This is a genomic window from Kribbella sindirgiensis (assembly GCF_004331435.1).
Lineage (GTDB): Bacteria > Actinomycetota > Actinomycetes > Propionibacteriales > Kribbellaceae > Kribbella > Kribbella sindirgiensis.
In genome coordinates this window covers 215,395-228,268 of sequence record NZ_SJKA01000010.1, presented here as the reverse complement: position 1 = coordinate 228,268, position 12,874 = coordinate 215,395, and the positions used below count along the sequence as shown (strand labels likewise).

Here is a 12,874-nt window from a genome sequence, read left to right as displayed (position 1 = left end):
CGAAGGAGTTGCGGTGACTTTGTCCGTGGTCGTGGTTGATGACGAGCCGCTGATCCGTAGTGGGTTGCGGGCCATCATCAACGCCGAGGAGGACCTCACGGTCGTCGGTGAGGCCGGCGACGGGGCGGAGGTGCTTCCGCTGGTACGGCGTACCGGGGCGGACGTCGTACTGATGGACGTCCGGATGCCGGCGGTGGACGGCATCCAGGCGACGCGACTGCTGCTGGACAGCCTCGACCCGGCGCCGCGCGTCCTGGTTGTCACGACGTTCGAGAACGACGACTACGTGTACGACGCGTTGCGGGCCGGAGCGTCCGGGTTCCTGCTCAAGCGGACCCCGCCGGACGACATCATCGCGGCGATCCGGACGGTCGCGAAGAGCGAGTCGTTGCTGTTCCCGGAGGCGATCCGCGCCCTTGCCCTCGCTCACCTCGGAGCCCCGGCGGCGAGTGGACTCGACCGGTACCAGCTGACCGAGCGCGAGCAGGAGGTGCTCCGGCTGATGGCGCGCGGACTGTCGAACGCGGAGATCGCCGCGGAGCTGATCCTCGGTCTGCAGACGGTCAAGACCCACGTCGCCAACGTGCTCGCCAAGCTCAACGCCCGGGACCGCACGCAAGCGGTCATCCGCGCCTACGAGTCAGGCTTCGTGCCGCTGCACTAGGTGTTGGCCGGGTCGTCCGCCTCGGCCAGCGTGCAGGCGTTGTGGAGCGGGTCGACGGCGTTGGCCTTCATCGCCAGCCGCTGCAGGAGCATCCTGAAGCTGGTCCGCTCGGACTCGTCGAGGATGCCGAGCATCTGGTCCTCGGTGGCCCGGAGCCGCCGCTCGAGGTCACAGAGCGTCTCGCGGCCGTCGTCGGTCGGCGCGATCAGCCGCGCCCGGCGGTCGGCCGGGTCGGGCCGGCGCTGGACCAGGCCTGCCTTCTCCAGGTCGTCCAGCAGGTAGGTCATCACGGTCCGGTCGACGCCGAGCTGAGCGGCCAGGTCGAGCTGCCGTTTCGGGCCCTCGGCGCTCGTCGTCGCGAGCACCTGGTAGCCGCGTGGGCCACCGGGCACGCCCTCCAGCGTCACCGCGGCCGCCTTCGCGTACTGCCGGAAGACGACGCCCAGGGCCCAGCCGAGGTCGGCCTCGACCGGCGCGCCACTGGCGACCGCGGGCTCGACCCCCCGCGTGCCTCGGGTCGCGACGTCGGGCGGAGTACTGGACATGTCCCCATCGTACGTGGTGTACGCCACCCGGAATACGATCTGGCTTGAATATGTTCTGTTCCACAGATTATCTTCGGAGCAGCTCAATACGAGCACCCCCTCAACTCGATGGAGACACAACGAATGAGCACCCTGCTACGCGTCGACGCCAGCATCCGGCTGGACGGCTCGGTGTCCCGCGCCCTCGCGGACAGCGCAGAAGCCGCCTGGAAGGCTGAGCACCCGGACGGTGTCGTGGTACGGCGTGACCTCGGTCAGCACCCGCTGCCCGCGACCGTGTGGCCGACCCTGGCCGCGGCCCAGGTGGGCCAGGAGCCGGTCGCCGAATCGGACCGGATGCCGCTCGCCGAGGCTCAGGCGATCGCCGACGAACTGAAGGCGGAGATCGTGAACGCCGACGCGGTCCTGCTCGCCGTACCGATGTACAACTACGGCATCGCCCAGCACGTGAAGACGTGGATCGACCTGCTGGTGATCGACAAGGACCTCGCCTTCGGTTCCCGGCCGCTCGCCGGGCGGCCGGCGATCTTCGCGCTCGCCCGCGGCGGCGGCTACGGCCCGGGCTCGCCCAAGGAGGGCTGGGACCACGCCACGCCGTACCTCGAGCGGATCTTCGGCGATGTCTTCGGGATGAACATCCGGACCGCCGCGGCGGAGCTCACCCTCGCCCCGGTCACCCCGGGTATGGAGGAGCTGATCGACGCCTCCAAGGTCTCGGAGTCCGAGGCGCACGTGGAGGCCGAGACCCACGGCACCGTCGTCGCCCGCGAACTCGTCGGCAAGGCAGCCTGACAGACCGGAGCTCCACCACTCACCAACTCTCACTCGCCTCCCGGCACCGCCCGGGGTTGAGCGTGCGTCGCTCGGCTGACGAGTGGTTGGTGAGTGGTGGGCGTCCGGTCAGCCGGCGAGCCGTCGCCAGGTCGAGAGGTTTACCGACAGCGTGACGATCGCCGGCTCCGGGAGTACGGCGATCCGCTGCAGCAGCTCGCGGTAGTTCAGGTGGCGGGCGCTCGGCGTCATCAGCACCAACTGCTCCACGGCCGACCGGTCGAGCCGCATCGTTTCCTCGACCAGCTCGGTGCCGACGCGCTCGAACTCCCCGGCGAGCGACTCCTCCAGCCGGCGTTCTTTCTGCTCGTCGACGCTGACCATCCCCAGTACGTCGACCAGCTCGCCGAGGTGCTGCTGGTTCGGTGTGACCACGAGCAGCCGGCCGCCCGGGGCCAGGACGCGGGCCATCTCGGCGGCATTGCGGGGAGCGAACACGTTCAGCACCACGTTCGCCGAGCCGTCCATCAACGGCAGCTCACGCCACGCGTCGCACACCACGGACGCGATCCGCGGATCCGCCCGGGCCGCGCGGCGGGCGGCGTACTTCGACACGTCCAGCGCGATCCCGCGGCGGTGCGGAGACACGCCCAGGACCCCGGACAGGTAGTAGGCGGTGCCGGCGCCGACCTCGACGACCAGGTCGTCCTCGCCCAGCCCGGCCTGCAGGATCAGCGCGTCCCGGATCGGTCCGTAGTGGCCGGTGCCGAGGAACACCGTGCGGGCGCCGACCATCGCGGCCGAATCGCCCTCGATCCCGTTCGACGCCGAGGGCAACAAGTTCAGATAGCCCTGTTTGGCCAGGTCGTAGGCGTGCCCGCGCGGGCAGCGCGCCGTACGGTCGTCCAGCGCCAGCCGGTCAGCACACACCGGACAGCGCAGGACGGCCACGAGGTCAGCTTCCACGCGGCTCAGGTTATGTCGCGACTGGTGATCCTCGCCCAGGCGGCGGCGTAGAAGACGACCAGGTAGCCGGCCTGGAGGAGCAGGTTGCGGCCTATCTCGTGCCAGTACGGCGGGTCGCGGAGCAGGTCGGCGAACGACTGCCAGCGGTAGATCAGCAGCCACGGGTGGATCGCGTGCAGCTGCGGGATCGCGGTCAGGATGCCGAGGACGATGAACGTGCCGAACGTCGCGGCCATCGCGGCCAGCGGCGTCGAGGTCAGTGACGAGATGAACAGGCCGATGCCGGCCAGGCCGAGCAGCGACAGGGAGATCACGACGGCGATCCCGAGCGCGCGGAGCAGGCCTTCGCCGAGCGAGACGGTCGAGCCGGACAGCAGCAGGACGTCGCCGACCGGGAACAGGATGAAGCCGACGATCAGGCCGGAGAGCCAGATCGTCATCGTCGCGGCGAAGCAGAACACGATGAGTGCGACCATCTTGGCGGCGAGGAGGCGGGAGCGGCCGGCGGGTGCGGTGAGCAGGTTGCGCAGGGTGCCGAGGCTGGTCTCACCGGCCAGCGACTCCCCCGAGATCACGGTCACCGCGGTCGGGAGGAAGAACGGTAGCGAGAGGCCGAGGCTGGCGACGATCAGGAACAGCCCGTTGCCGGCGATCTGCCCGATGAACCCTCCGGCGCCGCTGTCCTCGCCGGCGATCCGCACCGCGATCCCGATCAGCAGCGGTACGGCGGCCAGCACCCCGAGCCCCACCTGAGTCCGAGCCCGCGCGAACACCAACCGCAGCTCCGACAGGAACAACGCCACCGTATGCCGCCCGGCCCCAGGCCCCCGCCCAGCAACCACCACGTTCTCGATCGGTTCTACTGATGCTTCATTCGGCGACATCGAAGCCCTCCCCGGTGAGTGCTACGAAGGCGTCTTCCAGGCTGGGGCGTTCGAGGCCGAAGCCGTGGATGCGGACGTCGGCGGCGACCAACGCGGCGGCGAACTTCTCGACCGGCAGTTCGCCCGGATCACCCTCGACGGTGTCACCACTCGTCTTCAGATCCGTCACACCCAGGCCCTGCAACGTCTCGGCCGCCGTCCCCGCATCCGGCGTCCGCACGACCAGCCGCGGCCGGAGCTCGGCGCGCAGGTCCTCCACCGTCGACTGCCGGAGCAGCTTCCCGCGGCTCATCACGGCCGCGTGCGTGCAGACCTGCTCGACCTCGGCGAGCAGATGGGTCGACGTGAACACCGTCGTACCGTCACTCGCCAGCTCCTTGATCAGATGCCGGACCTCGCGGGTCCCCTGCGGATCGAGCCCGTTCGTCGGCTCGTCCAGCACGAGCAGCTCCCGGCGCTGCATCAGCGCGACCGCGATCGCGAGCCGCTGCCGCATACCGAGCGAGTACGCGCGCACCTTCTTACCGGCCGCGTTCGACAGGCCGACCCGTTCGAGCGCCTCACCGGCGCGCGCCTTCCGGGTCTTCGGATCGGCGGTACGGTCGGCGGCGTCGAACCGCAGCAGGTTCGCCTGGCCGGTCCAGAACGGATAGAACGCCGGCCCCTCGACCAGCGCGCCGACCCGGGGCAGCACCCTCAGGTGCGCCTTCGGCATCGGCTCGCCGAGCAGTTCGACCGCACCGGACGTCGGCGCGATCAAGCCGAGCAGCATCCGGATCGTCGTCGTCTTCCCCGACCCGTTCGGGCCGAGGAAGCCGAACACACTGCCGGCCGGCACCTCCAGGTCGACCGCGTCCACCGCGACCTGTCCGCCGTGGAACCGTTTGGTCAGCCCGTGGGTGACGACCGGCGCGCTCGTCATCTGGCTGTTCAGCGGGGGGCCTTCGCCGCGGCGGCCTGCAGGGTGTCCGAGGTGACCAGGCCGACGAAGACCCGGCCGTCGTCGGTGATCAGCGCGCTCACCATCTTGCTGGTCAGCACCTTGCCCTTGCCCCACGGGCCCGACACGGTCGGCGCCTTCGCGAGCAGCTGCGCGAGCGGCCCGTTCCCGGTCAGCTGGCCGGTCTGCGCACCGCGGATCATCGCGACGCTCTCCCAGCCCTCACCGATCACGGTCGGCTCGTCCGCCTTCGCCGTACCCGGCTTGGTCTGCTTCGGCTCGACCTGCTTCGGCTCGATCCGCTGCGGCCGCTCCTGCGACGGCACCTTCTTGTCCGTGACCTTCACGCCCTTCGGCGGAGTGAAGGTGAACGTGCTCGCCGCCGGTACGTCGAACGACACCGAGCTGAAGCCCACCTCGAGCGCCGGGTCGTTGCCGGTCCGCGGCATCACCGTCACGTCCAGCGGGACCCAGGTCTTGGAGTCGATCGCCAGCGTCACGGAACCCACGGTGGTCTTGTCGGTCTTCGGAATCAGGCGCAGCTTGTACGCGTCCCGGCCGGCGACCTTCTCGGTGCCGCTGACGTCGACCTTGGTGCTCGGGTCGATCGCGTCGAGGAACTGCTTGGCGACCGCCTGCGGATCGTACGACGGCACTGCCTTCTCCGGCTTCGCCGTCTTGTGCTCGGGGACCGTCAGCTTCACGGCCTCGCGCCTGGACGAGTCGTACGCCCACGCGGACTTGCCGTCCGTGGTCCACACCCGCTCGGCCTGGGCGTCGAGCACCGAGACCCGGGCCTTGTCCGGGCTCGCGAACGCGACCCGCGCGGTGTGCTGACCGCTGAGCATCTCGGTCAGCTGCTGGCTACCGGCCGGTGCGCCCGGGATGGCCGGCAGACCCAGGTCCGCGTCCGAGCGGACCGTGCCGCTCAGGCCGTCGACCTTCGCCGTCTGCACCTTGGCCAGCAGATCCTGCGCGGAGATCCCGGGGAGATTCGGCGAGGCATCCGCGACCACCGGTCCGAGTGCCCCCACCCCCGCCACCACCGCGACTGCCGTGACCGGAACCAACCACCGTCGACTGCGCTGTGCTACGCCCATGAGTACAGCCTCGCACCGGCGCAGGCCGGAACCAAGCCCACTCAGGGTAGGTTCACCCGAAAGAGTGAGTACGGCGTACGACCGTGGTCGTACGCCGGGGACTCAACGCGACTGCAGCGCGTCCAGAGCCACCGTCATCGCGGCCGCGACGCGGAAGTCGAGGCGCTCGTCCTGGACGGTGATCCGGTAACGGTCCCGGACCGACATCTTCCGCTCCACCGACAGCACCGGCTGCCCGCTGGACCGGTCGGTGAAGTCGAAGTGGAAGATGAACGGCAGCGGGATCTCACCGATGAACGGCACGAAGTCCCAGACCCGCCGGACGATCGCGACCGTCTGGTTGCGCTCGGTGCCGTCCGCCTCGACACCCGGCGCGCTGAGCTGCCAGCTGGACCGGAGCAGGCTCTTGCCGAACTCCTTCTTGAACCAGCCGATCGCCTGCCCGTCGGCGTCGTACACGTCGTACCCGGACCCGAGGTCGATGGCCTTGCGGGCCTTGAACGAGAACACCGGCTGGGTCTTGGCGTCGTCGCTGTAGAACGTCACCTGCTCCTTGAACGCCATCCGCTTCTGCTGCGCGAACGCGAGCAGCGCCCCGTCGGTCCCGTCCGGGTTCGTGGCGATCAACTCGTACTTGTTCGCCATCAAGGTCACCCGCTGCTTCATCGAGAACGCGGGCACGTACATAGGTGCAGTCGTCATGCGGTGGAGTGTGTCAGACCACAGGCCGACGCACCGACCTGCAGACCGCGGGAGAGGGCTTCGGCTTGCTCCGAGTTCTCTGCGAGCTGTACGACGAGTTGGCCGACGCCCTGCAGTGCGAGGTCGCGGGCGATCTCGACGCCGAACTCCACCGCCTCGGCGGGTGTCCGCGCCGGGCGCCACAGGACTCCGAAGTCGGCGGGCGGGCGGACTGCTTGTAGATCGACGATCAGTGCATCGGCCTGCTGCAGTCGGCTCGCGTCGCCGCCGACGATCACGTGGACTCGCTGACCGGTCGCCGGTACGGCGTTCTGCGTGGCTTGGAGGGCGTCGTCGACGATGGACGTGGCGCGGCGGCCCCATTCCTCGTGGTGGATCGCCCAGGAGAGCGGGCGGCGCTTGGCCCATCCGGAACGCACGAGTTCGGGGGCCGGGGCGAACTCGTCGACGTACCCGACGCAGAGGTAGCCGACCAGTTCGATGTGCGCGGGGAGGTCGAGGATCGCGGCGACTTCATCGGGTTCGAAGAACGAGACCCAGCCGACGCCGAGTCCCTCGGCGCGGGCGGCGAGCCAGAAGTTCTGGATCGCGATCGCGGCCGAGAACATCGTCGTCCGCGGATCCGCGTGCCGGCCGAGGACGTGCCGTCCGCCGCGGCCGGGGTCGCAGGTCACGGCGAGGTTCAGCGGGGTGTCGAGGATCGCCTCGATCTTGAGTCCGTCGAACGCCGCGCGACGGTCCTCCGGGAGGGACGCCGCGAACGCGTCGCGCTGCGCGGTCGCGAGATCGTGCACCTTGCGGCGGGTCGCGAGATCGCGGATCACCAGGAAGTCCCACGGCTGACTCAACCCGACACTCGGCGCCCGATGCGCCGCCTCCAGCACCCGCCCGAGCACCACATCGTCGACCGCCACGTCCAGGAACCCCCGCCGCACATCCCGCCGCTCGGCAATCACTCGCTGCACAACTTCCCGATCCCGCAGGTCGTAGCCCGCAGCCCGCTGCACGCCTATTGCGATGGTGGTGTTGGAGGCTTGGCGTTTGGGGATGAGGAGGTGGGCGCCGGTTGCCAGGACGGCTGCTTCGGCGACGCTGGGGGTTCCTTTGAGCTGGTCGACTCGCTCGCTCGGGGTTGGTACCGGCTGTTGGGCGAGTTCTTCGGTCGAGAAGGTACGTAGTTCTGCACCCAACTGCGCGACCAGCTCTTGCAGTGCGGGCTCGTGTTCTTTGCCGGCGATCGTGACGACCAGCCGCACCTCGCCCGCGAGTTCACGCAGGGCTGTTGTCACGAGGTCCTGTAGTTCCGCGAACGGCGTACCAGCGCGGAGGCCGACGCCGAGTACCAGGCTCATCGGGCACGCTCTCGGGCAGCGGCGACCAGGCGCGCGGGGACGTCCGGGGTGGCGGTCCAGTGCAGGTGAAGGTACGACGCGTGGACGTGTGGAAGGGTGATGCCCTCGACGCCGCCGGGGAGATGCCAGGCCGGTTGTACGTCGGTCTCTAGGTCGATCGTGGTGCGGTGGAATTCGTGGCCGCGAACCCGGCGTCCTTCGTCGAAGAACGCGGTGGTGGACGCGGCGACCGCCGTACGGTAACCGAGGGTGAGGCGGCCGGTCATGCGGGCGGTCGCCGGGAGTACGCCGGTCATCGGGTGCCCGTCGAGTTCGCGGCAGAGGTAGAGCAGGCCGGCGCATTCGGCGACCACCGGGAGGCCGTCGGCGACCGCGGCGGCTACTTGTTTGCGGAGTTCGACGTTCGCGGACAGCGCCTCGGCGTGCAGCTCAGGGAAGCCGCCGCCGAGGTAGAGCGCCGCGGTTGCCTCAGGCAACTGGTCGGTCAGCGGGTCGAAGGTGACCACGTCCGCACCGGCGGAGGTCAGCAACTCGGTCGTCTCGGTGTAGTGGAAAGAGAACACCGGCCCCCCAGCAACAGCAACCACCGGCCGCTCCCCCACAACCACAGCGGATTGTGGTGGGGTCCAGGGGATGGCTGTGTGAGTTGGTGCGGAGTGGGCAGCGGCTATTACTGCTTGGAGGTCTACGCCTTGGCGGACCAGTTCTGCGGCGGCGTCCACGGCTTGTTCGGCCTGGGTGCGTTGTTCGTTGGCGGGGATCAGGCCCAGGTGGCGGCTGGGGACCGTCAGGCGGGTGTCGCGGCGGAGAACGCCCAGGACCGGTACGCCGGTCGGCGCGACACCGGCCCGTACTTCGGCCTCATGCCGATCCGACCCCACCTTGTTCAGGATCACCCCGACGATCCGGATCTCGGTGTCGAAGGCAACGAAACCCTGCACGACCGCCCCGACGCTCCGCCCCGCCGCCGACGCGTCGACGACCAGCACCACAGGTGCCTTCAGCAACTTCGCGACATGCGCCGTGGACGAGAAGCCTTCCGTCCCGAGCGCACCGTCGTACAGCCCCATCACGCCCTCGACCACCGCCAGGTCCGCGCCCTCGGAACCGTGCGCGAACAGCGGCCCGACGAGCTCCTCCCCCGACAGCATCGGGTCGAGGTTCCGCCCCGGCCGCCCGGTCGCGACCGCGTGGAATCCGGGATCGATGTAGTCCGGCCCCACCTTGAACCCGGCCACCACCTGCCCGGCCCGCCGCAACGCCGCCATCAACCCGACAGCGACCGTCGTCTTCCCGGCCCCCGAAGCCGGCGCCGCAACCACGATCCGCGGAATCATCGCCGCGCCCGTTACCACTCGATACCCTTCTGGCCCTTCTGCCCGGTGTCCATCGGGTGCTTGAGCTTCGTCATCTGAGTCGCGAGGTCGGCGGCCTCGAGCAGCTTGGGATGCGCATCGCGTCCGGTGATCACGACGTACTGATGGCCGGGACGGTTGACGAGCGTTTCGACGACCTCGTCCACGTCGATCCAGCCCCACTTCATCGGATACGTGAACTCGTCGAGCACGTACAGGTCGTGGGTCTCGGCGGCCAGCCGGCGCTGGATCTCGCGCCAGCCTTCGACCGCGTCGGCGGCGTGGTCCTCCTCGGTGCCGGCCTTCCGCGACCAACTCCAGCCCTCGCCCATCTTGTGCCACTCGACCGGCCCGCCCTCACCGGTCGCCGCGTGCAGCCGGCCGAGCGCCTTGAACGCGCTCTCCTCGCCGACCTTCCACTTGGCGCTCTTCACGAACTGGAAGACCCCGAGGTTCCAGCCCTGGTTCCAGGCCCGCAGCGCCATCCCGAACGCCGCCGTCGACTTTCCCTTCATCTCGCCGGTGTGCACCATCAGCAGCGGACGGTTGCGGCGCTGCCGGGTGGTCAGCCCGTCCTGCGGTACGGCAACCGGTTGCCCCTTCGGCATCTCAGGCCGCCTTCCGTTCGGTGACCGTGCGGATCAGGTTGCCGGCGGCAACGTCTCCGAGGTCGAGGTACTCCGCGCCGAGATCCCCCGCGAGCTCCGCCGCCAGCCCGAGCCGGACGCCGCGCCGCGGTTCGCAGTCCACCACGACGGTGGCGATGCCGCGGTGCGCGAGCCACCCGGCGGCCTGCCGGGCGCGGGCGAACGCGTTGTCGCCGTGGGTGGCGCGGCCGTCGGTCACGAGGACCAGGAGCGGCCGCCGGCGCGGGTCGCGGATCGCGGCGATCCGCAGTACCTCGGCCGCTTGCAGCAGCCCTTCGGCGAGCGGCGTACGTCCACCGGTCGGGAGTGATTCGAGCCGTCGTACGGCGGTCTCGACGCTGCCCGTCGGCGGTAGCGCGACCGTCGCGGCGGCGCCGGCGAACGTGACCAGACCGACCGTGTCGCGGCGCTGGTACGCGTCGAGAAGGAGCGAGACGATCGCCGTCTTCACCTCACCCATCCGCTTCTTCGTCCCCATCGAACCGGACGCGTCGACGCAGAACAGCACGAGATTTCCCTCCCGCCCTTCCCGCACCGCGAGCCGCACGTCGTCCGCCCGCACCACCAGGCCCGGACCGCTCCGCCCGCGCACCTTCTGGTGCGGCGCCGCGGTGCGCATCGTCCCCAGCAGATGCGGTCGCCCGGCCTCGCGCCCGACCCGGCCGCGATCGCCCACCACGCGTCCCGCCTCGGTGATCGCCCGCGACCGGCGCCCCGCGACACCGGCGCCGGCCACCTGAACACTGAGCAGCCGAGCCTTGTACGGCGTGGAACTGCCGGCAACGTCACCGCTCGGGGCCGGACCGGACGGCGCCTGACCAACGGACTGCTCTTCGCCTTCGGAATCGGAAGAAGCAGCCGAGGTATCCGCTCCCCCGCCAGGTCCTCCGCTCGGATCGTCCGGTCCGTCGTCGTCGGGGTCTTCGGGTGGGGTGCTGTTGTTGATGGCTTCTTCGAGTTGCTCGTCGTCCAGGCCGGGGGCGTCGAAGGGGTTCCGGCGACGGCGGTGCGGGAGCGCGAGTTTCGCGGCGGCCCGGACGTCGTCGACCTCGACGACGGTACGGCCGGACCACGCGGCGTGGGCGACCGCGGTCCGGGCCGTGACCAGGTCCGCGCGCATGCCGTCGACGTCGAACGACGCGCAGATCTCCGCGATCTGGCGCAGGGCCGAGTCGGTCAGGATCACCTCGGTCAGCAGGTCGCGCGCCTTCACGATGCGTTCGGCGAGCTCCCGCTGCGCGCCGTCGTACCGGGTGACGAAGGCGGCCGGATCCGCCTCGTACGTGAGCCGCGCGCGCATCACCTCGACGCGGACGGCGGGATCGCGGCTGGCGACCACGTCGACGGTCAGCCCGAACCGGTCGAGGAGCTGCGGCCGGAGCTCACCCTCCTCGGGATTCATCGTGCCGACGAGTACGAACCGTGCCGGGTGGGTCACCGAGACACCGTCCCGCTCGACCGTCGCACGCCCCATCGCGGCGGCGTCGAGGAGCACGTCGACCAGGTGGTCGTGGAGCAGGTTGACCTCGTCGACGTACAGCAACCCGCGATGCGCCGCGGCGAGCAGACCCGGCTCGTACGCCGTCACGCCCTCCGCGAGCGCCTTCTCCAGGTGCAACGACCCGAGCACCCGGTCCTCGGTAGCACCCACCGGCAACTCCACCAACCGCGCCGCCCGCACCGACCGCTCCCCCGCGTGCGGGCTGTCAGGACAGGACGGGTCGGGGTGGTCGGGATCACAGGAGAAGCGGCAGCCGGGTACGACGTCCACCGGCGGGAGGATCTCGGTGAGGGCGCGGACGGCGGTCGACTTCGCCGTCCCCTTCTCGCCGCGGATCAGCACGCCGCCGATGGCCGGCGAGATCGCCGCCAGGATCAGCGCGAGCTGGAGATCGTCCATCCCGACGATCGCGGTGAACGGAAACGAATTCGACGGTCCACTGAGTGGTGCAGCCCGCATCGGCGGTGGTCCCTTTCGTCGAGCGGGTGTCCACGCCCGCTACGGCCGGTACGCCGTCCCTTCGGGCCGGCGGACGACCGCGGATGTCCTGGCTTCCAGGCCGACGTGATGCTCGGCTCTGGTCACAGTGGCGGGACCGCCCCGGACTCCCAGCACGCTGGTCACCGGTGTTCCTCCACGACTCGTCGGCCCGATCATGGCACATCGGCTCCCGGCAGGCTGCGGTACGGGCCGGTGCCCAGGCGGGTACGGACCTCGGCGAAGTGCAGGTGGACGGCTTCCTCCGCCAGGTCGGCGTCGCCGGAGTCGATCGCGTCGACCACGCGCTGATGGCGCGCCGCGGTTTCAGCGGGTGACGCCGCGAAGGTCTCCAGCTCGGTCTCGACGGCCCGGTACACGTCCCAGAACAGGCCGACCAACTCCCGGGCCAGCGGGACCCCGGCGGCGTCGCAGATGTGTTCGTGGAACTCGCGGTCCGCGGTCGCCGCGTCCGGGCCGTCGTCCCGCATCCGCGCGACACACGCGGACAGCTTCTGCTGGAGCTCGCCGTCGCCGGTCCGCGCGGCGCGGCGGGTCAGCTCGGTCTCGAGGATCTCCCGGATCTCCAGCAGTTCCCGGAGCCGTTCGGTGCTGCTGCCGGAGCGGGTGCGGAACAGCAGCCAGGGCTGCAAAGCCGCCGAGCTGGCCGAGCCGACGAAGGTTCCGTACCCGTGCCGGATCTCGACGATCCCCAGCGCCTGCAGGGCTTTGAGCGACTCCCGGACCGAGTTGCGGCTGACGCTGAAGTCCGTCATCAGCACGCTCTCGGGAGGCAGCGGAGCGCCGGGCTCCAGGTTGCGTTCGATGATCAGGTCGGCGATCGCGTTGGCCAACTCGTCACTGCGTTTCGACCGTTTCGACCGTGTCACTGCCACGACGTCTCCTCGGGCTTGACCGACTGGAGACGGACTCCTAAGGTCGGCACTCATAGGACGTAGTACGTCCTACA

Annotated in this window: 13 protein-coding genes and 1 riboswitch; of the genes, 2 read left to right on the top strand and 11 right to left on the bottom strand. The window is 70.0% G+C overall.

What is annotated here, in order from left to right; genetic code table 11:
• Positions 1-13 precede the first annotated feature (13 nt).
• Positions 14-664: a response regulator transcription factor gene (locus E0H50_RS27295; protein WP_131293374.1), complete on the top strand. Its 651-nt coding sequence runs from the start codon at positions 14-16 to the stop codon at positions 662-664.
• On the opposite strand, the gene E0H50_RS27290 is transcribed toward E0H50_RS27295, so the two are convergent.
• Positions 661-1,209 (bottom strand): MarR family winged helix-turn-helix transcriptional regulator, encoded by a 549-nt coding sequence (locus E0H50_RS27290; RefSeq protein WP_131293373.1) that lies wholly within the window; start codon positions 1,207-1,209, stop codon positions 661-663. The genes E0H50_RS27295 and E0H50_RS27290 overlap by 4 nt on opposite strands.
• A 123-nt stretch (positions 1,210-1,332) precedes the next feature.
• Here E0H50_RS27290 and E0H50_RS27285 point away from each other — a divergent pair, with 123 nt between their 5' ends.
• Positions 1,333-2,001, top strand: a complete 669-nt coding sequence (locus E0H50_RS27285; protein WP_131293372.1) for an FMN-dependent NADH-azoreductase — start codon at positions 1,333-1,335, stop codon at positions 1,999-2,001.
• 108 nt (positions 2,002-2,109) lie between these two features.
• Here the strand turns inward: E0H50_RS27285 and E0H50_RS27280 are convergent, their stop codons facing one another.
• The 10 genes from E0H50_RS27280 to E0H50_RS27235 all read right to left on the bottom strand — a co-directional run bounded on the left by E0H50_RS27280 (position 2,110) and on the right by E0H50_RS27235 (position 12,800).
• The gene (locus tag E0H50_RS27280) at positions 2,110-2,946 is read right to left on the bottom strand and encodes a putative RNA methyltransferase (RefSeq protein WP_131293371.1); all 837 of its coding nucleotides are present in this window, start codon (positions 2,944-2,946) and stop codon (positions 2,110-2,112) included.
• 5 nt (positions 2,947-2,951) lie between these two features.
• The gene (locus E0H50_RS27275) at positions 2,952-3,830 is read right to left on the bottom strand and encodes an ABC transporter permease (RefSeq protein WP_131293370.1); all 879 of its coding nucleotides are present in this window, start codon (positions 3,828-3,830) and stop codon (positions 2,952-2,954) included.
• Positions 3,817-4,752, bottom strand: coding sequence for an ABC transporter ATP-binding protein (locus tag E0H50_RS27270; protein ID WP_131293369.1), 936 nt, complete (start codon positions 4,750-4,752; stop codon positions 3,817-3,819). The genes E0H50_RS27275 and E0H50_RS27270 overlap by 14 nt, the downstream gene beginning before the upstream one ends.
• Before the next feature lie 8 nt (positions 4,753-4,760).
• Positions 4,761-5,870, bottom strand: coding sequence for a LolA family protein (locus tag E0H50_RS27265; RefSeq protein ID WP_131293368.1), 1,110 nt, complete (start codon positions 5,868-5,870; stop codon positions 4,761-4,763).
• Positions 5,871-5,972: 102 nt separating this feature from the next.
• Positions 5,973-6,572, bottom strand: coding sequence for an LURP-one-related family protein (locus E0H50_RS27260; RefSeq protein WP_238151243.1), 600 nt, complete (start codon positions 6,570-6,572; stop codon positions 5,973-5,975).
• Positions 6,569-7,924: a 5,6-dimethylbenzimidazole synthase gene (gene bluB / locus E0H50_RS27255; protein WP_131293367.1), complete on the bottom strand. Its 1,356-nt coding sequence runs from the start codon at positions 7,922-7,924 to the stop codon at positions 6,569-6,571. The genes E0H50_RS27260 and bluB overlap by 4 nt, the downstream gene beginning before the upstream one ends.
• On the bottom strand, positions 7,921-9,279 hold the full coding sequence (locus tag E0H50_RS27250) for a cobyrinic acid a,c-diamide synthase CobB (RefSeq protein WP_238151242.1): 1,359 nt from the start codon (positions 9,277-9,279) through the stop codon (positions 7,921-7,923). Before E0H50_RS27250 ends, bluB begins: the two co-directional genes overlap by 4 nt.
• Positions 9,273-9,887, bottom strand: a complete 615-nt coding sequence (cobO, locus tag E0H50_RS27245) for a cob(I)yrinic acid a,c-diamide adenosyltransferase (protein ID WP_131293366.1) — start codon at positions 9,885-9,887, stop codon at positions 9,273-9,275. The genes E0H50_RS27250 and cobO overlap by 7 nt, the downstream gene beginning before the upstream one ends.
• A 1-nt stretch (position 9,888) precedes the next feature.
• A complete protein-coding gene (locus E0H50_RS27240) occupies positions 9,889-11,886 on the bottom strand; it encodes a putative cobaltochelatase (RefSeq protein ID WP_131293365.1) in 1,998 nt (665 codons plus the stop codon).
• Positions 11,887-11,947: 61 nt separating this feature from the next.
• A riboswitch (cobalamin riboswitch) is annotated at positions 11,948-12,085 on the bottom strand.
• Positions 12,081-12,800 carry a FadR/GntR family transcriptional regulator gene (locus E0H50_RS27235; RefSeq protein ID WP_202868346.1) on the bottom strand — a complete coding sequence of 240 codons (720 nt, stop codon included), beginning with the start codon at positions 12,798-12,800 and terminating at the stop codon, positions 12,081-12,083. It overlaps the preceding riboswitch by 5 nt.
• Positions 12,801-12,874 lie beyond the last annotated feature (74 nt).

Coding starts and splice junctions, on each gene's coding strand:
- E0H50_RS27275 (WP_131293370.1), bottom strand. CDS start 3,830: ATGTCGCCGAATGAAGCATCAGTAGAACCGATCGAGAACGTGGTGGTT.
- E0H50_RS27290 (WP_131293373.1), bottom strand. CDS start 1,209: ATGTCCAGTACTCCGCCCGACGTCGCGACCCGAGGCACGCGGGGGGTC.
- E0H50_RS27270 (WP_131293369.1), bottom strand. CDS start 4,752: ATGACGAGCGCGCCGGTCGTCACCCACGGGCTGACCAAACGGTTCCAC.
- E0H50_RS27265 (WP_131293368.1), bottom strand. CDS start 5,870: ATGGGCGTAGCACAGCGCAGTCGACGGTGGTTGGTTCCGGTCACGGCA.
- cobO (WP_131293366.1), bottom strand. CDS start 9,887: ATGCCGAAGGGGCAACCGGTTGCCGTACCGCAGGACGGGCTGACCACC.
- E0H50_RS27240 (WP_131293365.1), bottom strand. CDS start 11,886: ATGCGGGCTGCACCACTCAGTGGACCGTCGAATTCGTTTCCGTTCACC.
- E0H50_RS27285 (WP_131293372.1), top strand. CDS start 1,333: ATGAGCACCCTGCTACGCGTCGACGCCAGCATCCGGCTGGACGGCTCG.
- E0H50_RS27260 (WP_238151243.1), bottom strand. CDS start 6,572: ATGACGACTGCACCTATGTACGTGCCCGCGTTCTCGATGAAGCAGCGG.
- bluB (WP_131293367.1), bottom strand. CDS start 7,924: ATGAGCCTGGTACTCGGCGTCGGCCTCCGCGCTGGTACGCCGTTCGCG.